The organism is Sphingobacterium sp. SRCM116780, assembly GCF_021442025.1.
Classification (GTDB): domain Bacteria; phylum Bacteroidota; class Bacteroidia; order Sphingobacteriales; family Sphingobacteriaceae; genus Sphingobacterium.
The window spans coordinates 91,359-115,321 of record NZ_CP090446.1 but is presented as its reverse complement, the minus strand read 5'-3'; the positions used below and the strand labels follow the sequence as shown (position 1 = coordinate 115,321).

The following is a 23,963-nucleotide window of genomic DNA, read 5'->3' as shown; positions in this document are numbered from 1 at the left end:
TTATTCGCTTTTATTGTCCTTAATCATTTGTACGATTTCTTCCAATTCAGATGCGGAGAGTTTTTCCTCTTTCACAAAAAAAGAAACCATGTCTTTATACGAATTCTTAAAATAATCACCAACAAAGGAATGCATAAATTTGTCCTTGTAGTTCTCCTCAGAAATCAATGGTTCATATCGGTTTGCATTGGCATACTTCACCGATTTTACAAATCCTTTTTTTTCTAGGTTTTTTACCGTAGAAGCCAAAGTTGTATACGGCATCTTCTCTCCTTTGATATTATCCAAAATTTCTTTTACAAAACATGCCTTAAGATTCCAAATGGCTTGCATTGCTTGTTCTTCTTGTGCGGTTAACTTTTCCATATCTGATTACTAAGCTACTATTTATACGCAATAATACGAAAAATTCGTAATAACAAAAGAAATTATTTTTATTTTTTGAAATGGAACTAAAAAACAATGCCACTTCATTAGAATAACATAAAGTTTTTCAAAACCATTGTATTTCTAAAAACCTAAAAAAGATGTTGTTTTATTCCATTTTAGAGCGCTATATATACTATTGTTCGGTAGTACTCATTCGAGCTGAGTCACGCTATTCCAAAAAATAATTATACCGCTTAGATTGTGACAATTTTGTTAACACAACAAAGCGCATCTATTTTTTAATAGATTTGATAATACTAGGTTTCAGTTACGCATTAAATTAGCTCTTGTATGGATTTCGATTTTAGGTTAAAAGTTTTTTATGTCGCGGCAAATACGCTCAACTTTACAAAGGCTGCATCCGAATTATTTATATCTCAACCCGCAGTCAGCAAAAATATTCAAGAAATAGAAAATTCGATTGGAACACCTTTATTCGAACGATTAGGAAATCGACTAGCACTTACTTCTGCAGGAAAGATGCTCTATCATCATGCCCAGATCATATTGGAACAATACAATCAAGCGACTTATGAGATTAATGAAATAATCGGAAAACAAAATGGTAACCTTTTTTTGGGGATAAGTACAACAATATCACAATATGTTATTCCAAAACTGTTAGTAGCGTTTAATTTCCAATTTCCGAAAAATGAGATAAGAGTAATTCAAGCAAACTCAAAGCGAGTGGAAGAACTCCTCATCAAGAATGAGATCCATCTGGGTATCACGGAGGGTTTACCAGACAATCGCTCACTAAAATTTACTCCTTATATAAAAGACGAAATTGTCTTGGTTACGAGAAGCGACAACCCTGAATTGGACAACGACAAATATATGATCAATGATCTATATAAAATACCTCTCGTCTTTAGAGAGACTGGTTCAGGAACACGTGATATCATTGACACCAAACTGAAAGAAGCCAGCATCTCCATACAACATTTAAATATAGTGATCACATTATCTTCCTCCGAAAGTATCAAACGTTATCTTAAATATAGCAACACAGCTGCTTTTCTATCCATTCATGCCATACAGGAGGAGCTTAAAAACCAGGAGCTTCAAATTATCGAATTAGAAAACTTGAGTATGGAAAGATATTTCTATATCACACACTTAGTTGGAGGATTAACGAGTTTGCCTCTCAAATTTATGAACTTCATACAACAACATAAAAGTAAAATCTATTCATAACTTTTCATTATAGGTGATAATAATTATGAATTATAACAGCGTGACATTATAGTCTACTTTTGTATAAAACCTAACGCTGATGGAAGAAGAATTGAAAAAAATTAGAAAGAGTAGCAATACCATTATACTAGTGACCTCTGTATTGTTATGTTTCATTGTTTTATCAGCTTACATTACCAATGGGTTACCTCGTAATATAGAGAAAATTGTCCCCAATAAAGAACAACTCATCACCCATGTAGATGATTTAAAATTGAGTCCTTTTACAGATAGCGAAGAAGATAAGCTTGCAAGTTATGGTGAGAAGCTAATCAAAGAAACGTACAATTATTTCTATGAAAAAAATGGTAACAAGATTGGTAATCACTTAGCATGTACAAATTGTCACCTCAATGGGGGAACGAAAGCTTTTGCTGCTCCTTATGTTGGACTTACGGGAGTTTTTCCAGTATATATTGGAAGAGAGGATAAAATTGAATCGTTGGAAGAGCGTATCAATGGTTGTTTTGAACGTAGTATGAACGGTAAAGCCATCGATGTAAACAGTATGGAAATGAGGGCAATTATCACCTATATCAAACACATTAGTAAGAATACTCCTACTGGAAAACGAATTGTAGGACAAGGTTTTGTCAAAGTAAAAACACCTAAACGAGCAGCTGATCCAAAAAGTGGTGCTATAGTTTTTCAACAGCAGTGTCAAAGTTGTCATGGACAACAAGGAGAAGGGAAAAAATTAGCAACCAATAAAGGTTATCAATATCCACCGCTATGGGGAAAGGACTCATACAATGATGGTGCTGGAATGGCACGAGTGCTTACTGCGATGCAGTTCATCAAAGGGAATATGCCCTTAGGTGCCACACATGATAATCCGATATTAACAGATGCTGAGGCTTATGATGTAGCAGCTTATATCAATTCTTTTTCAAGACCAATAAAAGCAAATAAAGAAAAGGATTATCCAAACTTGGCCAAGAAACCTAAGGATTCTCCTTATCCACCATTCCATGACAACATAAGTGCAATACAACATAAATACGGTCCCTTTAATTTTTAAAAAAATGAATAAAACAGTTATGATCATGATCCTTGCTTTATTAAGCATGGGAAAATTGTCCGCACAAACCCAAGAAGAGGCATTAATTAAAAATGCGGCGTTTCAAGGAGCAATTGCCGAGAAAAAATCTTATCACGCCATTTACCAATTGGATAGTAATGATCCAAAAACGATTGAAAAAGCGATCCGTAATATCAATAATGCCTTAGATGATCCTCGATTAAAAGGAAAATTACATATTGAGTTGATTGCTTTCTCAGGAGGAACTGAAGCCTTCTTAAAAAGCACTTCCAAATTTGAAGAACCGTTTAAAAAACTGATCAAAAGAGGTGTTCTTGTAGCACAATGTCTTAACTCATTAAAAGAACGAAATTTAACAAAAGAAGAGCTCTTTGACTTCATCGGTTATGTTCCAAGTGGTAATGGGGAACTTATTATACGTGCGCATCAAGGATGGAATATTGTAAAACCATAAGTTAAACTATCATGAAACGATTATTAAGAAGTATACTTGTACTATTAGTAGGAATAAATGCTGTACATGCACAAGATTATCAATTCCATCCACCATGGAACACTCCTCCTGAATCTGCTGTAAATTTTACAATTCCCGGGATCGATAATATCCCCGATCTTTATGGTGAAATTGAAAATCCACAATTGGTTATTTTCTTTGCGGGCAATCAGTTTATGGTAATTGATGATCTTATCAAAACTTTTAAAAAAGAATATCCGCAATACGAAAGGATATTTGTCGAAACATTGCCTCCAGGAATCTTGGCTAAACAGATACAAGGTGGATCATTAACAATCGGGAATCTCAAGATCACCCATACACCGGATGTTTACACCGCAGGTCAACGACGTATTACGGAAATGGGAGATTATTTTGATCAAACAATTACGTATGCAACAAACAAACTGACATTGATGGTGCCGAAAGGAAATCCAAAAAACATACAATCCTTAAGAGACTTACAACGTAAAGATGTACGTATCAGCATGCCCAATCCTGCTTGGGAAGGTGTAGGAGAACAAATAAAAACAGCTTATAGAAAAGTAGGTGGTGAAGAGCTTGTCCGTACGATTATGGAAGAAAAAGTCGCCGATAAAACAACTTATTTGACCAAAATACATCATCGAGAAAGCCCTTTACGTATATTGGAAGGACATGCAGATGTTGCTCCAGTATGGTATTCGGAAGCTGCATTTCAGAAAATGATTAATCATCCGATAGAAAGTATAACGATCCCAGATAACGAAAATATCACTGCAAAATACATGGCAGGGAAATTGAAAAAATCTAAAAATAAACAAGCAGGTATCGATTTCATGGCTTATTTACAATCGGAGTCTGCTCAAGATATCTACAAAAAATATGGGTTTGAAATCCCTAAAAAATAGCTTCGGTTTGTTTGTTATCAAATTCGAAACTTTATTCAAGAGAGATAACTTAGTTCCTAAGAATAAGTAGAGTAAGGTTTATCTTTCTTATTTGAATATCGTACTAAGGGATAAAAATACGAACAACAGGATAATTTTAATTTTTCAGTTAAGAGGAATCATTTGAATAAAAGAATGGCAATTATGAGTAAAAGAAATAGGTTTTAAACTAAAAAATAATATAAATAAAGCAATCATTATGGCATTATTATTACGAAAACTCTAGTATATTAGCTATCAATTTTATTACATTTGCATAAACACAAGATAACAGTAAGAAGCTTATGTCTGAAACAGCATCTATTATTTTAAATGGTTCGTCACACGAATTCCCAGTAATTACTGGTACAGAAAACGAAAAAGCAATTGACATCTCTAAACTGAGAGATCAATCTGGATATATTACTTTAGATCCAGGTTTTAAAAATACTGGGGCAGCGAAAAGTGCGATCACTTTTCTAGATGGTGAAACAGGCATTTTAAGATACAGAGGATATCCTATTGAACAATTAGCTGAAAAATCAACTTTCTTGGAAGTTGCTTATTTATTAATATATGGCGAGCTTCCGACAAAAGCAGTTTTAGAACAGTTCAGAACGGACATCAAATCGCAAATGATGATTCATGAAGACATGAAAAACTTCTTTGCTGGCTTTCCCTCACAAGCTCATCCAATGGGACAATTATCTTGTCTTGTTGGTGCTTTATCTGCATTCTATCCAGAATCTTTAAATCCGAATCCAACACAAGAAGAAGAAGATAAAACAATCGTCAATCTATTGGCTAAAATGCCAACAATTGTTTCTTGGATTCAAAAAAAATCATTAGGTCACCCTGTTGTTTATCCTAAAAAAGATTTGGGATACATTGATAACTTCTTAAATATGATTTTTGGAGAAGTGAATAATGAGAAAACGTTTGATCCAGTTGTGATTGATGCCATGCATAAATTATTGATTTTGCATGCAGATCATGAACAAAACTGTTCTACATCTACAGTTCGTATTGTAGGCTCATCAAACGCGAATCTATACGCATCGATCTCAGCAGGTATCAATGCGCTTTGGGGACCATTGCATGGTGGTGCTAACCAAGCTGTAATCGAAATGTTGGAAGCGATCAAAAATGATGGTGGAGATGCAGAGAAATATTTAGCGAAAGCTAAGGATAAAAACGATCCTTTCCGTTTAATGGGATTCGGACACCGTGTTTACAAAAACTTCGATCCTCGTGCTAAAATCATTAAAAAAGCATGTGATGACATCTTAGAAAAATTGGGTGTGAATGATCCTGTTTTAAATATTGCTAAAAAATTGGAAGAAGCAGCCCTAAATGATCAATATTTCATTGATAGAAAATTATATCCAAATGTTGATTTTTATTCTGGTATCATTTACAGAGCATTAGGATTTAACTCAGATATGTTTACGGTACTATTTGCATTAGGTCGTCTTCCAGGATGGATCGCACAATGGAAAGAAATGCGTGAAAACAAAGAGCCAATTGGTCGCCCAAGACAAGTATATACAGGGGCTACTATTCGTGATTACGTTGATATTTCGAAACGTTAATTTCTAAAAATATTTTTATTAAAAAGCATCTTTCGAGATGCTTTTTTTCTGAAAAACTATTTATTTTTTATTGCATATAAACAGCCTGTAATAAGTTTTCAATACGGTTGAAGTAAAAGTTTTCAGAAGGATTTTATTTCCATCAACAAAATGTCTATTAAATTAGTATATAATTTAATTTTCCTGCACTAAATTCATAGGTTTTCCTTAGATTTGCAGACAAGAATTCACTTATTGATAATCATTACAAATAAGATTTGTTAGATTTATTTATCCATATCCTTGTTCCCGTTGCTATTTTTATGTTTATAGCAATCTTTACCTTATTTGCGGTCTATGCAGAACGTAAAATAGCGGGATTCGTCCAAGATAGGTTAGGTCCTATGGAAACAGGAAAATATGGATCACTGCAAACAATCGCTGATATCTTAAAATTGTTGCAGAAGGAATTGATCACCCCCTTTTTAGCGGATAAGATTTTATTTCGAGTAGCGCCAATTGTCATTTTTGTTGCGATATTCACTGGTTTTTCTGTCATTCCTTGGTCTCATAACTTTATTCCTGTCAATACACACACTGGTCTATTTTTAATTATGGCAGTTGTATCGATTGACGCTATCGGTATTTTAATGGCAGGTTGGGGCTCTAACAACAAGTTTTCATTATTAGGCGCTATGCGTGCTATTGCACAAATGGTTTCCTATGAAATTCCTGTAGGTTTGACGTTAATCACAGCGGTCATGTTAACACAGTCATTAAATTTGAATGATATTGCAACCAATCAAGGTATATTAGCCACTGAAGAGATTAAATTCCTTGGAATATGGTCAATCAAAAATGTAGGGGGTGTATTGGCTTGGAATATTTTTCAGGCTCCTCATATGATTGTCACGTATATCATCTTTTTCATTGCAACACTAGCAGAGTGTAATCGTGCTCCATTTGATATTCCAGAAGCAGAGTCCGAGCTCGTTGGGGGTTTTCATACCGAGTACGGCGGTATACAATTTGCATTCTTCTTTCTTGCAGAATATGCCATGATGTTCTTGGTGTCAATGCTGGGTGTTGTTTTATTCCTAGGGGCGTGGAATACGCCTTTTCCAAATATAGGATCAATACGGTTAGCAGATTGGACAACTGGATTTGGCTGGGGAATATTTTGGACGTTTTTCAAATCTCTATTTTTAGTTGGCATTCAAATGTGGATTCGATGGACGTTGCCTCGTCTACGAGCGGATCAACTGATGAATTTATGTTGGAAGGTGTTAACTCCTCTCGCATTCCTATGCATGGCCATTTCTGCTATTTGGAGAATTTTAGTAATCACTTAATTTAGGTATAGATCAATATGGTATTCAAAATTGCTTTTCATGCACTTAAAACGGCCTTCAAAGGACTTTCTTTGACTGTGAAGCATTTATTTGGAGCCCAAAAAGCACGTCAAGAATTAGATATTACAAAAGATCATTATTTTGACAACCAAACTGGTATTGCTACAGTACAATATCCAAAAGTTAAAATGCCAATACCTGAAGTCGCGCGTTATCAACTGGATGTGGAAATCGATGATTGTATCGTATGTGATTTATGTGCAAAAGCCTGTCCGGTAGATTGTATCGCTATCGAAGCGATCAAATCTCCAGAAGTAATCGGAAAAACTTCTGATGGGAGTGTAAAAAGACTGTACCCAGCAAGGTTTGATATCGATATGGCAAAATGTATGTATTGCGGATTATGTACAGTTGTATGTCCTACAGAATGTATCACCATGACCGATCAATATGATCGTAGTTCAACAAAATTAACTGATCTAATTTATGGCTTCTCAGACATGACTGATGATCAAGTCGCACAACGAAAATCTGAATGGACAAAATTTCAAGCTGAAAAGGAGGCGGCAAAATTAAAATAATGACGATGGAATTATTTTTATTCTATGCTTTTTCTTTTTTAGCTATAGGTTCAGCTTTGCTAGTCGTGAGTCTAAAAAATATAGCTCGAGCCTTGTTTTTATTTTTTGTGCTTTTATTTGCGATGGCGGGTCTCTATTTGTTTGCTTTAGCAGATTTCGTAGCGATAACACAAATTATGGTGTATGTTGGAGGAGTTTTAATTCTGATGTTATTTGCCTTTATGCTATCTAATAAAGAATTGCTGCATGACTTACAACAAACAAGCGGGTCTTTATTTAGCTTACCAAGATGGCAGGTTATTCCAGTAGTTTTCTCTTTTTTGTGTATCCTATTGTTTGGGATACAAGAATGGCGAGCAACCACTCCAAGTTGGATGGCAACAGCTATTCAAAATAATACGGTGATTAAAAGTACAGATAACAATATTCATCAACTGGGTATTAAATTTATGACACAATATGTACTTCCTTTTGAAGTAATTTCCATCTTCTTAATGATGGCTTTGATTGGAGCTTCACACTTATCAAGAAAGGATTTACAAAAATGATAACACTAACACACTTTTTAGTTGTTTCAGCTTGTATCTTTTGTATTGGTCTGTACGCTGTGCTTGCAAAGAAGAATGCCATTATGATTTTAGTTGGTATTGAGTTAATGATTAACGCAGCTATTCTAAATTTTGTTGCTTTCGGAAAATATGATCAAGTCAATTATGGAGGACAGATATTCGCCTTGTTTGCTATTGTACTGGCAGCAGCAGCAGTAGCTGTCGGATTAGCGATTGTCTTAAATGTATATCGACATTACAAAACCATTAATCCAGATCAAATTCGTGAATTAAAAGATTAAAATTGAACTTTTCACTTGACATATCGCCGATTACAACTGCATTTTTAACTGTAGTGATGCCTTTATTGGCTTTTTTTTATCAAGCACTTGTTGGGAAAAAAGATCAATCTGGTCTTGTCGCAATAGGTGCTATTACCGTGAGTTTTATATGTGGCTTATTCACATTTCTGAGTATTTGGAATACGTTTCCTCAAACGGTAGAAATTGATTGGTTCAAAATAGGTAATACTACATTCACAATTGGCATACTGTTAAATAACCTAACCGCACTGATGTTATTGTTAGTTTCGACAATAGCTGTTCCTGTCCATATTTACTCCAAATCGTATATGCATGCGGATACAGGAGTACATCGTTATTGGATGTACTTGAGCTTATTCTGTTTTGCGATGTTAGGCTTAGTGATCATGAATAATTTGTTGGTCATGTATGTATTTTGGGAATTAGTGGGTTTTGCATCTTATTTATTGATTGGATTTTGGTTTACAAAAGATGCTGCTGTTCAAGCTAACAAAAAAGCGTTTTTAGTCAATAGAATCGGTGATCTAGGTTTCTTAATTGGAATAGCGATTGTTTATTCACAGTTTGGAACGCTAAATCTTGTACATTTATTTGAAACTGGAGGATTGCTGGCAAATACCACAATTGAAAATGGACTGTGGGTATCACCTCACAATAGCATGCCTGAGATATGGCTAACTATTGCTGGAATAGCATTTTTCTTAGGTGCAATGGCCAAATCAGCACAATTTCCACTGCACGTCTGGTTACCTGACGCCATGGAAGGTCCTACATCGGTATCCTCTCTAATTCACGCTGCGACGATGGTCGCTGCTGGTGTGTTCTTAATGAGTACAATATTCCCACTATTCAATGAAACAGTCTTGCTGTTTATTGCTATTATTGGAACCCTCACCGCAGTTACCGCAGCGTACTTTGCTCTAGCACAATACGACATCAAAAAAATCTTAGCTTTCTCGACAATTTCTCAATTGGGATACATGATGGTGGGGATTGGCATAGGTACTTGGGATGCCGCCATGTTTCATCTACTGACACATGCTTTCTTCAAATGTCTGTTGTTCTTATGTGCAGGTGCAGTTATTCACGAAATGGCTCACCTAAAAGAACATAGTCAAGGAGATTTTGATCCACAAGATGTTCGAAATATGGGAGGATTACGCACCTATATGCCTAAAACATTTATCTTAATGGCTTTGGCGTCTTTAGCACTCTCTGGTTTCCCATTGACTTCTGGTTATTTATCTAAAGATAGTATCATTATTTCAGCTTTTGAGTGGGCTTCGACCAAAGGTATGGCATTTCAAATCATCCCTATTCTACTGGTCCTAGTTAGTATCTTAACTTCCTTCTATATTGGAAGATTGATTTTTAAAACATTTTTGGGAGAATTGCGTATTCAGCATCTTATTGGACAACATGTTCATTTGAAAGAAGCTCCTAAAACAATGCTTTGGCCAATGTTTTTTTTAGGGATCTGTTGTTTCTTTCCATTATTTTCCATTAATCCTATCTCCTATCATGACTCTTGGATTATGGATGGCTTATTGGTCGCCTATCCGTACGAAACCAATCACATGGCACATATCGTGATTCCTATTCTATTGACAGTAGGCGCGTTATCTGTATGGGTATTGGGTTGGAAATGGTATGCCAAAGGTCAGTATCCATTAAATGAAAATAGCTTTGCTAACCACTTATCATTGCATCAGGGATATTTGAATCAATTTAATGAAAAAACTATTGTCTCTAGTATGCTGTGGATCAGCAAATTTGCTTATTGGATAGATCGGAATATCGTTGATGGATTTATACATCTATTTACTAAAATAATTCAAAATTTCGCTAGTCTGATTGACTGGCTGGATAAAAATATCGTTGACGGCATCGTAAATGCCGTGGCAAAAATCGCGTTTGCATTAGGAAATCTTGCGCGATCAGCACAAAATGGAAAACTGCAGACGTATCTATATTCTGTATTCCTGCTTGTTGTCGTTGGTTTAATTTATCTTTTATTGCGTTAGAAAATGCCTACACTATCCCTATTAATCTTTTTACCTTTACTAGCGACAGCAATTATACTCGCTCTTCCTAGTCGATACAAAGATTCTTATAAATATATTGCCCTTGCTATCACTGCCATACAATTTGTCCTCGCAGGAATAGCCTATTTTTCTTTTAATCCAAATGCAAAAGGTATCAATACCCTTGAAGGTTATCAATTGGTCGAACAATTATCTTGGATTCGTTTAGATTTGGGGAGTGTTGGGAAGTTAGAAATAGATTATCTGCTTGGTGTAGATGGGATTTCAATGCCTTTATTGGTCTTAAGTACGTTTGTCATGCTCATGGCAATTGGAGCTTCCTGGAATATGACGAAAAGTTTAAAAGGATACTTTGCCCTCCTCATGTTGTTAAACATGGCTGTTATTGGTATATTTTGCGCTTTAGATTTTTTCTTATTCTACCTGTTCTATGAAGTGATGTTACTTCCCTTATATTTCTTGATTGGCATTTGGGGAGGTGAACGCAGAGAGTATGCAGCGATGAAATTCTTTATATACACTCTGTTTGGATCGGTTTTTATGCTTTTGGTCATTGTGGGGTTATATTTTTCAGTCATCAATCCTGTAACAGGAGCGCATACCTTTAACATGATTTACATGATGAATCCAGCCAACTTTGTTGAAGGTTCAATATTTGCTTTGGATGGTTATCAGGAAATATTTGGCATATCTGCTCGATTGATTGGATTCATCGTACTGTTCTTCGCTTTTGCCATTAAAGTTCCAATCGTACCTCTTCATACTTGGTTACCCGATGCCCATGTGGAGGCTCCTACTCCTGTATCGATCATCCTTGCTGGTATTTTATTGAAAATTGGTGGGTATGGTATTATTCGGATCTGCTTCAGTATATTTCCCGATGCCGCTGCTGAATCGAATTGGTGGTTAGGTTTAATAGGTGTCGTGTCCATTTTATATGGTGCGTTTAATGCATTAGCTCAAAAAGATTTAAAACGGATGATTGCTTATTCTTCCGTCTCTCATATGGGATTTGTGTTATTGGGATTGGCGTCTTTCACCGCAGAAGGGATTTCAGGTGCAATGTTCCAAATGATCAGTCATGGGTTTTTATCTGCGGCCTTATTCTTCTTGGTAGGTGTTCTTTATGATCGTGTTCATGATCGGTATATCCCTCATTTCAGAGGGTTAGCGACAATTATGCCCAAATATACCGCCTATATCGCTATTGCGTTTTTTGCATCCTTAGGTTTACCTGGATTCTCGGCATTTATAGCGGAGGCATTTGTCATTATCGGGACATTCAATTCAGAGAGTCTGGGCACGGGTCTTCCCAGATGGATGGCGATTGCCGGATCTATTGGAATCCTGATGAGCGCTGCTTATTTACTTTGGACATTGCAACGTATGTTCTTTGGACAAACAAGATTAAAAGGAGGTGAAACATGGAGTACTGCCCTAGTGGATTTAACGGCAAGGGAACAGCTCATTTTATTCCCAACACTGGCACTTGCTTTAATTTTAGGCGTTTGTCCATCTTTAGTATTTCATCACATGAATACCAGCGTCTTAAATTTAGTTACTTTCATTCAACAGTATAACTAAGAAAATGTCAGAATTTGCGTCATCTATTTCTTCAATCCTGAACCATATTGTTCAAAGCATTCCTTTATTTAAACCGGAACTTGCTTTAATGATTGCTTTTGTCTGCAGTATTATCTGTAGTTTATTAATTGATAAGTTATGGCGCTATACTTCCTTTGCATGTACTATGATTGGTTTATTAACCAGTCTCTATTTTTTATTTGATCAATACAGCCATGTTGCTGACTTAACAGGTTTTTTTGAGATGATTAAAGTGGATAAGTTATCCATCTTATCCAGAATTATTCTATCTATCTCAACCTTATTGATTACAATCTTCATTCAGCAACGATTCTCGAAGCATACTCGTCCTATTGCAGATTTATATAGCGTCTTGTTAACCGCTACTTTAGGATTACATCTATTGACTTTAAGTAGCAATTGGTTATTAATTTTTATCGCGATTGAGACCCTTTCTATCAGCTCTTACATTATGGTAGGTTATTTTTCAAAAACAAAATTTGAAGCTGAAGCGGCTATGAAGTACGTACTCTTTGGGTCTATTTGTGCTGCTGTGATGCTGTATGGATTATCATTGATTTATGGCTTCACAGGAAACTTGAATTTTGACTCGGAACAGCATATACAGGGATTGATCGAAGCTCCTAAAATTATGATGAGCATTGCATTCTTATTCTTGCTAACAGGTATTGGATTTAAATTGAGCTTTGCTCCTTTTCATGTATGGAGTCCTGACGTTTACCAAGGTGCCCCGACTCCTATTACAGCCTATCTTTCAACAGCACCTAAGATTGGTGCTTTAGTTTTATTGTCTCGATTATTAACAAGTTGGGCCGCAAGTCCGTTTTATTATTCTGAATTCTTAATAATTGTTGTCCTAATTATCGCAATCGCGACAATGCTTATTGGAAATTTAGCGGCATTAATGCAAAAAGATGTCAAAAGAATGATGGCCTACTCATCTATTGGCCATACAGGTATACTCTTGATGGTTGCACTCGTCTATATTCAGAATGACACAGCTATTATGTTGTTCTATTTAGCGATCTATGCATTAATGAATATTGCAGTTTTCCTATTTATTGATCAGTTGGAGCAAAGTGTTGGTAGTACTTCTTTTGAATCTTATAAAGGCTTGGGAAAGAAATATCCCCTACTTTTTGTAAGCTTTTCAATCGTGTTGATCTCCTTGATAGGTCTACCACCTACAGCTGGATTCATAGGGAAACTTTTAGTTTTTTCAAAGGTATTTGAACAATATCAAGTGATGCAGGATTTACCATTACTTCTGCTATTGATCGTAGGTGCTCTAACTTCCGTAATCTCCTTATTCTTTTATTTCAAAATTCCATTGCAAGCCTTTTTAAGAGAAGCAGACACAATTATTGACCATACTAGGTTCAATAACTTACTCGTATATATTGCTGTTTCATTAAGTATCCTTGTCGTTCTATTAGGTCTATACCCAAGTTTACTATTGAATCTTTTAAAATAAAACTTTCTATTTCATTTATAATTATATTTGTACTATGATAAGTGCATTAGCTAACACTATTTTTCAACGTGCAATCGTGGATTATCACGTTACAAACGAAATTGATCATAAAATTCAAAATCCATTTGAATCGTCTTCATTAGAACATTTATTATATATGAAATGTTGGATTGATACTGTACAATGGCATATGGAAGATGTGGTAAGAAATCCTGAAATAGATCCAAAAGAAGGTTTACATTGGAAAAGACGTATTGATGAATCAAACCAACAACGTACAGATACAGTGGAGTTTATAGACAGCTATTATTTACTACAATTCCAAAATGTAACACCCTTAGCAGATGCCAAAATTAATACAGAAAGTCCTGCTTGGGCTATTGACCGTTTATCGATATTAGCGTTAAAAGTTTATCATATGGAGCAGGAAACGATGCGTCAGGATGCTGAACAAAGTCATATTGATGCTTGTCAAATTAAACTGAATATCTTGTTGGATCAGCGGATAGATCTATCCCAAAGCATTGATGAATTATTAGCAGATATTCAAACAGGTAAAAAATACATGAAAGTCTACAAACAGATGAAAATGTACAATGATCCTGCTTTAAATCCTGTCTTATATCAGGCATCCAAATAATGAAGTTACCTTCAAAAATAATTGTTACTCGTTTTTCTGCAATGGGGGATGTTGCTATGGTGGCATCTGTATTGAAGGATTTTGTACAACAATATCCGAACGTCTCCATAGTGATGGTGAGCCGTCCATTATTTCAAGCTTTTTTTGAAGGAATCCCAAATGTTCAATTTCACCCCTTTTACCCAAAAGATAAACATAAAGGGTTAAAAGGAATAATAGCACTAAAAAAAGAATTAACGGTTAAGCAGGCTGATGCTGTTGCAGATTTACACTTTAATTTGAGGTCAAGAGTTTTAGCCACACTTTTTAGATGCTCAGGTCTAAAAGTAAAACAACTTGATAAAGGGAGAAAAGAAAAGAAAGCCCTAACACGACAGCAAAATAGGATTTTAAAACAGTTGAAACCAACTGTTGAACGCTATGCAGATGTCTTTCGAGCATTGGGATTTGAATTTGAATTGCAGGAAAAGCTAAGACCGCTTCGGTTACCACTCCCGAATTTAGCTTATGCATTATTTGCTAATGATCAAAGTAAAAAGATCGGGATTTCACCGTTTGCACAACATCCCTATAAAGTTTTTCCTTTAGGAAAAATGCAGGATGTTATGCTATATTTATCACAAAACAATTATGATATTTATATTTTTGGAGGTGGAAAAATAGAACAAGATCAAGCAGAAAAATGGCAATCCTTATCTCCTAATATACATAGTACTATTGGGCGTTTCAAGTTAAAAGAAGAGCTTGCTATCATCTCGAATTTAGATTTGATGATTAGTATGGATTCATCAGGAATGCATTTAGCCTCTTTAATGGGTATTCGTTGCCTCTCTATTTGGGGAGCAACTCATCCTTTTGCTGGTTTTTTAGGGTATGGACAATCGATCGTAGACTGTGTTCAGGTGGATCATCCGCATAGACCAAATTCTATCTACGGGAATAAACCTTGTGATTGTGATGGGAAAGAGGCGATCGATTTAGTCACATCAGAAATGATTATTAGTAAAATCAATCAGATTTTTTAAATGGGAAAAATTGCATTTATAACCGTTCGATATGGACTAGATGTAACAGGGGGTGCTGAGTTTCATTGTCGAATGCTCGCCGAAAGACTTATACGGTATTATGATGTTGAAGTTTTGACGACTACCGTGAAAGACTATACTACTTTTATTCCCGAATCAAAAGAAGGTGATGATGAATTAAATGGTGTCAAAATTAAACGTTTTAATAATAATCCATTTGATAAAAACAGCTTTATCCAACTACAGAAGAGAACAAAGAAGGCTCGAAAAATTAGACGTTTAATTTATCGGTTGAAATTGTCCAATATAATCTTTCCTCTTTTTCCTATCTGGAATTATCAAAAAGAAATAGAATATAAGTTAATGAAAAATCATGGCTTTTATTCAGATAATTTACTTCATTATATTGAAGATCATCAGGAGGAATATGATGCATTGATTTTCTTAACTTATGAAAATGCCATTACACAATTTGGAGCGCTAATAGCTCCAGAAAAAACAATTTTGATACCTACTGCTCATTTAGAGAGTATGTTATTTCGAACCATCAATTCTCACTTATTCACGAAAGTAGGTTTCATCGCTTTTAATACGGATACAGAAAGGGAAATGTGCGCCCAAATATTTCAACAAAAATTAGCGAAAAATCAAGTAGTTTCTGTAGGTGTTGATATTACTCCTGTAAGTGAAAAAGAACTTCAGTTGGTAAAGCAAAAATATCCTGAACAATATCTACTCTTCTGTGGACGTATTGTTGAAGGAAAACTAAATAATTTTCTGGATTTTTTTATTACGTTTAAGCAAAAATATAAAACTGATCTCAAACTAATCCTTACCGGTGACCTGTTTATGCCAAAAGTAAATCACTCTGATATTATTTATACAGGTTTTGTTTCAGAATCAGAGAAAACAGCCTTAATACAAAATTCCTTTGCTGTTGTAAATCCTTCTATCTACGAGAGCCTTTCTCTAATAGCATTAGAAGCTTTATCTTTGGGCAAAATGGTCATCGCCAATAAAAAATGTAATGTGATGATTGAACATGAGCGAAAAAGTAATGGGGCTTTAATTTGCTACAAATCATCTCGTCATCTTCATGATATATTAGTGCACTTAATCAATAATCCAAAAATCGTAAAAGAGAAAGGATTTGAAGGAGTAAAGTATGTAGCAGAGAATTATCAATGGAATATCATCATTAACAAGCTAAGAGCTATTATTGAAAAGTTAAAATTGAAGTAAATTGTCATGTTAAGAATAGGATTTGATGCAAAACGTTTTTTTAACAATCAAACAGGCTTAGGAAATTATAGCCGAGATTTGATTCGGATATTACGTGCATTTCACCCTGAACAAGAATATTTATTGTATACACCTAAACTTGGAAAGCCTTTATATAATCAGCTTATTCCAAGTGATATCATAAGACAACCTGCTGGTTTTATTAACACGACTTTTAAAAGCTATTGGCGCTCCCATCGTATTATCAAAGATCTGGCTATAGATCATATTGATATTTATCATGGCCTTTCTGGAGAAATTCCATTCCATATACAGGATACAGGAATAAAATCTGTAGTGACTATACATGATTTAATTTTTATTCGTTTTCCAGAACTATATAAAAGAATTGATCGATCACTTTATCATAAGAAATTTAAATATGCTTGTGAATATGCAGATCAGATTGTCGCTATCAGCAATCAAACAAAGCTTGATATCGTAAACTTCTTTGGTATAGATGAAAATAAGGTTCAAGTCATTTATCAAGGTTGTCACGAATCGTTCAAATCAAATAAGACTGAACAGGAAAAAAAAGATTTAATTAAAAAATTAGGCTTACCGCAAGAATTTATCTTGAATGTTGGGACTATTGAGCCAAGAAAGAATGCATTATCTATTGTTAGGGCAATACAAAATATCGATATTCCCTTAGTTATTGTTGGAAAACAAACAGCTTATGCAAAAGAATTACAACAATTTATTGTAAAAAAAGGCATGGAAAATCGCGTTATCTTTTTGCAAGGATTATCCATGAACGAATTATCCTTACTCTATAGTATCGCAAAGATTTTTGTTTATCCATCAGTTTTTGAAGGTTTCGGAATACCGATTATTGAGGCTTTATATAGTAGAACTCCTGTTATCACAACAAATACTGGTGTATTTCCTGAGGCTGGTGGATCATCTTCATCTTATATTGAGCCACAAGATATCGAACAAATGAGTCACGCCATTGTGTCTATTTTAAATTCAGAGCAGACACAAAACGAAATGATTGAAAAAGGATGGGATTATGCACAGCGATTTAACGATGATATATTAGCTCATCAATGGATGAATCTATACACGCAATTAACTCCTGAAAAATGAAGATAGCTTTTTTTAATTCTATAAAGTCTTGGGGAGGAGGCGAGAAATGGCATTTTGATGCAGCAATACATTTTGCGAGCATTGGACATGACGTGTATTTTTTTGGTGATAACGATAGCAAGTTAAAAACGAAGTTAATCGCTTTTCCACACATCACTTATATCCCTGTATACTTAACGAATTTTAGTTTTTTAAATCCAGTGAAACGATGCTCGTTAACGGCTAAATTTCAGGAACTACAGATTGAAACTATTTTGATCAATAACCCAAAAGATCTTAAAATTGCAGCTTATGCTGCACATACAGCCAAAGTATCTCGTATTATTTACCGAAGGGGATCTGCTATTCCGATTAAAAACACTTTTTTGAATCAACGTATTTTTGGTCATTATGTGACCGATATATTAGCAAATTCACAAGCAACGAAAGAAACAATTCTGTCCAATAACCCGAAATTATTTCCAATAGAAAAGATTAAAGTTATTTACAACCCGATTGATATTGATCGATTTGATCAGTTGGAATATAAAAAAATTGTTCCCAATAGAAACAACGACGATCTCATTATTGGAAATCTCGCCAGGCTTGCTCCTCAAAAAAATCAAAAATTTTTAATCGATTTATCAGCAGAATTGTCTCGCCAAAATATTAGCCACAAAATTTATATTACGGGTAAAGGAGAATTGGAAAATGAATTGAAAACTTATAATCTTGAGAAAGGAACAGATAAAAATGTTCGTTTTTTAGGATTTACCGATTCGCCACGAAGCTTTTTAATTGATATCGATGTTTTTATTCTAAGTTCCCATTGGGAAGGATTTGGTTATGTTTTAGCAGAAGCATCCTTAGCAGAAAAACCAATCATTGCTTTTAATTGTAGTAGTAATCCAGAATTAGTAGTTGATGGGGTTACAGGTTTCTTAACCAATACAGATAGTATTCCACAGATTATAGAAAAAATAAAGATTTTAAAAAATCCTATTCTTAGAAACAAGATGGGGTTAGCTGGGAGAAAATTTGTGCTGGATTCTTTTGATGAAAAAAGCATTTATGGAAAATTAGAAGCTTATATCTTAGGCAAAGATTAGCTATTAACGAGCCTTTTTATAATATTCTCTTACTTTTAAACATTTTAAAAACACATAGTATGCTGAAAGTTTACTCCAATAATATCCTTCCACACCATTCAAAAAGTTTAGATTTAAAATATACTTTCGGAAAAATTGGAATTTTGGTTTAATTAAAACTTCTAGAATGGAATAATTCTTTCCTTTGCTATATGCTTTCTCAGCATTAATGTTCGTGTATTTATTCATTGTATTTACATATGCATCATAAGATGCATAACTATCATGCAGCATATAGCCATCTAATACCCCGATCTCTCCTTCATATTTTAATACTTCATGAACAATGTCCTTTGTAAATCTAACCTCCTCAGATACTAAACGTAATATTTTTCGAGCAGATTCATCTCCATATTTGAAAATTTTACCCATAAATACTTGTCGTCTTTTAATATAGTATGCTTTGAATTTAGATTCACTGCACAACACTTTCTGAATATTGGAGATTAATAAGTCATCCAGAACTTCATCTGCATCAACGGATAGTTTCCAAGTATATTGACATGCTTCTAAAGCCGATTGCTTTTGCTTTCCAAAACCTTCAAATTTTTGAAAAATAACTTTTGCGCCAAATTCCTTTGCTATTTCTACTGTACGATCAGTACTATATGAATCCAAAACTACAATTTCATCACACCAAGTCAGTTTTTTTAGCGTTTGTGCCAACTTGTTTTCTTCATTAAACGTAATAATAAAAGCGGAAATTTTTGCTTTAGGCATATTATTTGAAATATGAACAAATGTAGGTTTTAACCAATTAATTTACAATCAAAAATAAAATTTACATTTATTAACATTATAATTGTAACATAAACACGACATAAATCGTTCTTTAATAAAACAAGGAATAAAATTGTCCAAATAAACACTATGAACACGACTATTAGTTTAATCATTTCTACATATAATTGGCCTGAAGCATTAGCATTAGTATTGCAAAGTGTAACACAACAAAGTAGAATGCCCGATGAAATCATCATAGCTGATGATGGATCGGACAATAAGACTCGTGAACTAATTGCAGACTTTGAATCCGAATATAATCTTCCCATCAAACATATCTGGCATGAGGATAAAGGTTTTAGAAAATGTATCATTCTGAATAAAGCATTACAGGCGAGTATTGGTTCTTATATTATAGAAATAGACGGAGACATTATTATAAATAAACATTTTGTTGCAGATCATTTAAAGGCAGCTCAGAAAGGCTTTTTTGTACAAGGAAGTCGTGCGATGATAGGAGAAGCTAGATCCAAAAAGGTTTTAGAAACAAAACAATACAATCTGCACGCATTGTCAAATGGTATGCATACCCGTTTTAATGCCATTCGTTTTCCTTTATTATCAGGAATTTTTAAAACTAATCCAACAAGTTCTCACAATGTTAAAGGCTGTAATTTAGCTTTTTGGAAAGAAGATTATATCCATATCAATGGATATTTCAATGGTTTTGAAGGTTGGGGATGGGAAGATTATGAATTTGCTGAACGTATGATCAATTCAGGAATTAAAAAGAAAAGACTAAAATGGGCGGCAATCGGATTCCATATCTTTCATCCATTAAGTTGTAGGGCTAATTTTGCACCTAACGAATTGATTTATAGGGAAACCGTAAGAGAAAGAATAATCCGCAGGACTCCTGGATATAGTGAAGTACAGTACGGATAAAGTAAAAATATTCCAAATATAAAGTATCACTTTATATTTGGATGAAATGTATTATCTAGAAATTCGAGCTCTAAATTAGGGTGATGATGCTTTTCAAAGTAAACTTTTGCCTCTAAGCTATACTCTTGATAAAAGATCGGATCCTCCAGTAACTTCTTAATATTTTGGGCAAAATCCAATGGATCATTGGATATTAAACAACCGTTTTGGGATTTATTCACTAACCCATCCACACCTCTTCTAGTTGTCACGACCGGCAAGCCATAGGACAGGGCTTCTAATACTTTAATTTTAATCCCTGTTCCACTTAGCATAGGACATATAATGACCTTGCTATGTTGATAAAATTCATCTAAATCATCGACAACTCCTAATTTAATTAAATGATTTGCGTTCTGAATCTTTGAACAGATCTTACCGATAACAAATACCTCTGTACCCCCCAGTAATGGTAAAACTTGTTCAATAAACCAATTCATACTCTTAATATTATGATGATTATCACTTGCCACATATAAAATCGGGTACTTAACAGTGCTGTTTTCATTATTTTTTATTATCGGAGATGATACAGGAACTAGTTTGACATTCGCATTCGTAAATTGATCAAAAATATAGTGCTCCTCAGATGAATAAGTCCACACCTCATCATAAAGATTTAAAATATCAATTTCCTCTTGAAATGCTTGACCAAAATATTTTCTTTCTTCTGTAATCGAAGAAATCTTCTGTAAAGTTAGAAAATCATGTGTATCCAAAATACAGTATGTATTGGACCAATGTTCTATAACTCTTCCTTCCTTTGAATAGCTAATTAAAGCTATATCATATTTTCTTTCTTTTTGCAAAGTATCCAGCTCTGTTTTCAGATAAGGCGTGACTTCATCTATCTTTGCTTTCTTTCTAAATCTCTCAAGCAGTTTAGGAATTTTACTTTTAAAAAAATACTTAACCAAATTATCTTTTGGCATTTTTGTTAAAACAATTTTCAAATTAATCGTCGGAAATCTTTTGGAAAAATTCATTTTACTTTCTTCATCCCAATACAAATAAGAAACGAAATCTACGTCAAATGATTCCTTATTTCTTTCAAAATAATCAAGTAAATAATTAGTCCTTGTGAGATTTCCAGCTTTCGTTCCTAATGGATTATCGGGCATTAAATAAAGTATCCGCTTTTTCCTGTTATTTTCCATTGAATTTATTTTCAAATTTATTTAGCTGCCGCTATTTCATGTATAAATTGTTCCCACTCTTCAATAACTTTTTCTTCATCAAATTCGACTACTGATTTTTTAGCATTTCTACCTAGTTGGTCACGAAGAGTTGCATCTTTCATTAATTTCTCTAAAAATCTTCCCATTTCTTCCGTATCCTCTGCCAAAAATCCGTTTTCGCCATGTTTGATTAATTCATTCACACCAGAACAATTCTTAAAACCAAGAGTAGGTAAACCAACAGACATGGCCTCCGTTAATGATAATGGAAAACCTTCATATTTACTAGGAAAGATAAAAATATCAGCTTCTCTTAATTTTTGGATAGGAGTTTTTGTAAAGCCTTTTAAAAAGATTCGATCTTTTATATTATGAACAGCAATTTGTTTCTCTAATTGATGTAGATCTGGTCCAGTTCCCCATAATTCAAAATCCCAATTCACATATTTATGTGCAAGGTTTAAAAAGATTTCAATAGCGAGATGTTGTTGCTTACAAGCAGTATCCAATCGAGCTATATGAATAATTTTAAATCGATCTTTAGAGGCAAAATGATTAACTACTTCATCTGTATTGTTAGGAACAGGATTAGAAATAACGATACTCTTACCTTGAAAACTTTTTGGTAAATAAGTTCTATAGCTATCAAACAACAATTGGATCCCAGCTAATTTTTGAAATGAATCTGTTAGCAATTGAACTTCAAATGGTTTTCTTCCGCCAAAAATATTTGTATAATCATAATCTGGGCGTCCGTTTACTGAATCAATAATGGGAATAGAAATCTTATGATTATAAGTAATCTCAAGCAGTGAACCAATTGACATCGTAATGATGACATCAGGACTTACATCATCGATATAACTTTTCCAAGCTTTTGCGCGCTGTTGTAAATTATAAACGAATAACCCTTCTTCACCTTTCATTCTTTTTTTTAAAAAGAAATTATACGCTTTAGTATACTTTTTTTTAATCTTATAAAGGACCCACAAAAGCAAGTTTTTGCCTTTATAATTTATAATAGGAAGTAGTTCTTTTTGTGGAATAGTTGCGTTATAAATATTGCTTACTCTAATTTTTTCATCTAGTGGAAATACGGGTACACCAGTAGTATTTTCATTTGTAGCAATTTCAACTTGATGATCCTTATTAACAAAACTATTAGCAAGAAAAGAGCAAATTTTTTCTGTTCCTCCACTCCCATTAAGAAAGTACATATGTTGAATTAAAAGTACTTTCATAATCTATTATATTTCTTTCTGATTTGTGTACGTAATTTCCTTCTTATTTTAGAAAATGGAATAATTTTAATGAGTAACAATTGAAATTCTATTTTTCTTAATTTTCTAGTTTGATATCGCTTATAAAATTTATCAAAACTTTGAAAATTTTTGGCTATTAAAAAATATTGAAATAAGACACTTAACTCCCTTTTTTCTTTATTACTTAGAAATGGAAGTACATTTTCATCCATAAAAGTATTAATGAGTTCAAATAGCTGTTTTTTATGTGAGGCAGAAAATCGCATTTTTAGATAGCGAAATTCAAAAGGTTCATGTTCGATAAAAAGAGCTAAATGAAAAGCCTGTGAACGATAAAGATTATGTTTGGTATAAAAGTCTTTTAATATAGAAAACCATTTAGGGATTTGAAGTAAAACTTTTTCGCTGTTCTGATCGATTATAACATGATTTTGATTATCATGCTGGCGATAATTATAAATTCCATTTGGGTTTAAACCAACTTGAGTGGTTAACGCTAATAATTGATGGGAAAATAAACCGTCTTCACAGGGTTGTATACCTTCTGGAAATCTAATGTCAGGATATTTCTTAAGAAAATCCATTTTTAGAAACATTGCACAGGTGGGCAGCGCCATTACATGATGAGAACGAGAACAATAATGTTCACCTATTACCACAATATCATTTTTATTGATTAGGGCTATTTCAAGTGTTTCTTTCAAAAAATTTACTCCAATTGTATCATCAGCATCCAAAAAAAACACATAAGATCCAGTGGCTTGAGCTAATCCATTATTTCTAGCAACAGACACGCCAGAATTACTCTGCTCAAAATAATATACATTATCGTATTGATGGGTATAATTTTGACAAATTTCTGCAGATCTATCCGTACTTCCGTCATTCACCAGGATTAATTCAAAATATGGATAGCTTTGCTGGAAGACACTCTGAATGGCTTCATCAAGAAACAATTCTTGGTTATAAATTGGAATTATAACGGATATGATTATTTCATTTGACTGCAAAAACATACTTTATCTTATATTAACAACTAAACAA

The 23,963-nt window shown here is 33.9% G+C and carries 23 protein-coding genes; 18 read left to right on the top strand and 5 right to left on the bottom strand.

The features are described 5' to 3' along the window. Window positions 1-366 (bottom strand): BlaI/MecI/CopY family transcriptional regulator, encoded by a 366-nt coding sequence (locus LZQ00_RS00510; RefSeq protein ID WP_234510908.1) that lies wholly within the window; start codon window positions 364-366, stop codon window positions 1-3. A gap of 354 nt (window positions 367-720) precedes the next feature. On the opposite strand from LZQ00_RS00510, the gene LZQ00_RS00505 reads away from it, so the two are divergent. The 17 genes from LZQ00_RS00505 (at window position 721) to LZQ00_RS00425 (ending at window position 18,733) form a co-directional block, all read left to right on the top strand. Beyond that, window positions 721-1,626, top strand: a complete 906-nt coding sequence (locus LZQ00_RS00505; RefSeq protein ID WP_234510906.1) for a LysR family transcriptional regulator — start codon at window positions 721-723, stop codon at window positions 1,624-1,626. Window positions 1,627-1,705: 79 nt separating this feature from the next. Continuing rightward, window positions 1,706-2,686 carry a c-type cytochrome gene (locus LZQ00_RS00500; protein ID WP_234510904.1) on the top strand — a complete coding sequence of 327 codons (981 nt, stop codon included), beginning with the start codon at window positions 1,706-1,708 and terminating at the stop codon, window positions 2,684-2,686. A 4-nt stretch (window positions 2,687-2,690) separates the two neighbouring features. Beyond that, window positions 2,691-3,161, top strand: coding sequence for a DsrE family protein (locus LZQ00_RS00495; RefSeq protein ID WP_234510902.1), 471 nt, complete (start codon window positions 2,691-2,693; stop codon window positions 3,159-3,161). Window positions 3,162-3,172: 11 nt separating this feature from the next. Next, window positions 3,173-4,090, top strand: a complete 918-nt coding sequence (locus tag LZQ00_RS00490; protein ID WP_234510900.1) for a molybdate ABC transporter substrate-binding protein — start codon at window positions 3,173-3,175, stop codon at window positions 4,088-4,090. Between the two features lie 323 nt (window positions 4,091-4,413). Next, a complete protein-coding gene (locus tag LZQ00_RS00485; RefSeq protein WP_234510898.1) occupies window positions 4,414-5,700 on the top strand; it encodes a citrate synthase in 1,287 nt (428 codons plus the stop codon). A gap of 257 nt (window positions 5,701-5,957) precedes the next feature. Continuing rightward, entirely contained in the window at window positions 5,958-7,031 is a 1,074-nt protein-coding gene (locus LZQ00_RS00480) for a complex I subunit 1/NuoH family protein (RefSeq protein ID WP_234510896.1), read from the top strand. 17 nt (window positions 7,032-7,048) lie between these two features. Beyond that, entirely contained in the window at window positions 7,049-7,612 is a 564-nt protein-coding gene (locus tag LZQ00_RS00475; protein ID WP_234510894.1) for a NuoI/complex I 23 kDa subunit family protein, read from the top strand. Window positions 7,613-7,617: 5 nt separating this feature from the next. Continuing rightward, window positions 7,618-8,160 (top strand): NADH-quinone oxidoreductase subunit J, encoded by a 543-nt coding sequence (locus tag LZQ00_RS00470; protein ID WP_234510891.1) that lies wholly within the window; start codon window positions 7,618-7,620, stop codon window positions 8,158-8,160. Further along, complete coding sequence (nuoK, locus tag LZQ00_RS00465; protein WP_234510889.1) at window positions 8,157-8,462, top strand: NADH-quinone oxidoreductase subunit NuoK; 306 nt, start codon at window positions 8,157-8,159, stop codon at window positions 8,460-8,462. The genes LZQ00_RS00470 and nuoK overlap by 4 nt, the downstream gene beginning before the upstream one ends. A 2-nt stretch (window positions 8,463-8,464) precedes the next feature. Continuing rightward, complete coding sequence (nuoL, locus tag LZQ00_RS00460; RefSeq protein WP_234510887.1) at window positions 8,465-10,507, top strand: NADH-quinone oxidoreductase subunit L; 2,043 nt, start codon at window positions 8,465-8,467, stop codon at window positions 10,505-10,507. A 3-nt stretch (window positions 10,508-10,510) separates the two neighbouring features. After that, the gene (locus LZQ00_RS00455) at window positions 10,511-12,112 is read left to right on the top strand and encodes a NuoM family protein (RefSeq protein WP_234510885.1); all 1,602 of its coding nucleotides are present in this window, start codon (window positions 10,511-10,513) and stop codon (window positions 12,110-12,112) included. Window positions 12,113-12,116: 4 nt separating this feature from the next. Further along, complete coding sequence (locus LZQ00_RS00450) at window positions 12,117-13,607, top strand: NADH-quinone oxidoreductase subunit N (RefSeq protein WP_234510883.1); 1,491 nt, start codon at window positions 12,117-12,119, stop codon at window positions 13,605-13,607. Between the two features lie 34 nt (window positions 13,608-13,641). Beyond that, entirely contained in the window at window positions 13,642-14,247 is a 606-nt protein-coding gene (locus LZQ00_RS00445) for a DUF4254 domain-containing protein (RefSeq protein ID WP_234510881.1), read from the top strand. Next, the gene (locus LZQ00_RS00440; RefSeq protein ID WP_234510879.1) at window positions 14,247-15,272 is read left to right on the top strand and encodes a glycosyltransferase family 9 protein; all 1,026 of its coding nucleotides are present in this window, start codon (window positions 14,247-14,249) and stop codon (window positions 15,270-15,272) included. Before LZQ00_RS00445 ends, LZQ00_RS00440 begins: the two co-directional genes overlap by 1 nt. Beyond that, window positions 15,273-16,514: a glycosyltransferase family 4 protein gene (locus LZQ00_RS00435; RefSeq protein WP_234510877.1), complete on the top strand. Its 1,242-nt coding sequence runs from the start codon at window positions 15,273-15,275 to the stop codon at window positions 16,512-16,514. 6 nt (window positions 16,515-16,520) lie between these two features. Next, complete coding sequence (locus LZQ00_RS00430) at window positions 16,521-17,645, top strand: glycosyltransferase family 4 protein (protein ID WP_234510875.1); 1,125 nt, start codon at window positions 16,521-16,523, stop codon at window positions 17,643-17,645. Beyond that, window positions 17,642-18,733 (top strand): glycosyltransferase, encoded by a 1,092-nt coding sequence (locus tag LZQ00_RS00425; protein ID WP_234510873.1) that lies wholly within the window; start codon window positions 17,642-17,644, stop codon window positions 18,731-18,733. Before LZQ00_RS00430 ends, LZQ00_RS00425 begins: the two co-directional genes overlap by 4 nt. Before the next feature lie 3 nt (window positions 18,734-18,736). On the opposite strand, the gene LZQ00_RS00420 is transcribed toward LZQ00_RS00425, so the two are convergent. Then, complete coding sequence (locus tag LZQ00_RS00420) at window positions 18,737-19,492, bottom strand: glycosyltransferase family 2 protein (RefSeq protein WP_234510871.1); 756 nt, start codon at window positions 19,490-19,492, stop codon at window positions 18,737-18,739. 150 nt (window positions 19,493-19,642) lie between these two features. On the opposite strand from LZQ00_RS00420, the gene LZQ00_RS00415 reads away from it, so the two are divergent. Further along, window positions 19,643-20,440 (top strand): glycosyltransferase family 2 protein, encoded by a 798-nt coding sequence (locus LZQ00_RS00415; protein ID WP_234510869.1) that lies wholly within the window; start codon window positions 19,643-19,645, stop codon window positions 20,438-20,440. Window positions 20,441-20,466: 26 nt separating this feature from the next. Here LZQ00_RS00415 and LZQ00_RS00410 read toward each other — a convergent pair whose 3' ends face one another. The 3 genes from LZQ00_RS00410 to LZQ00_RS00400 are packed head-to-tail and all read right to left on the bottom strand — an operon-like array spanning window position 20,467 to window position 23,935. Then, window positions 20,467-21,636, bottom strand: a complete 1,170-nt coding sequence (locus tag LZQ00_RS00410; RefSeq protein ID WP_234510867.1) for a glycosyltransferase — start codon at window positions 21,634-21,636, stop codon at window positions 20,467-20,469. A gap of 17 nt (window positions 21,637-21,653) precedes the next feature. Then, complete coding sequence (locus LZQ00_RS00405) at window positions 21,654-22,898, bottom strand: glycosyltransferase (protein ID WP_234510865.1); 1,245 nt, start codon at window positions 22,896-22,898, stop codon at window positions 21,654-21,656. Then, window positions 22,895-23,935 (bottom strand): glycosyltransferase family A protein, encoded by a 1,041-nt coding sequence (locus tag LZQ00_RS00400; protein WP_234510863.1) that lies wholly within the window; start codon window positions 23,933-23,935, stop codon window positions 22,895-22,897. The genes LZQ00_RS00405 and LZQ00_RS00400 overlap by 4 nt, the downstream gene beginning before the upstream one ends. Window positions 23,936-23,963: the final 28 nt, after the last annotated feature.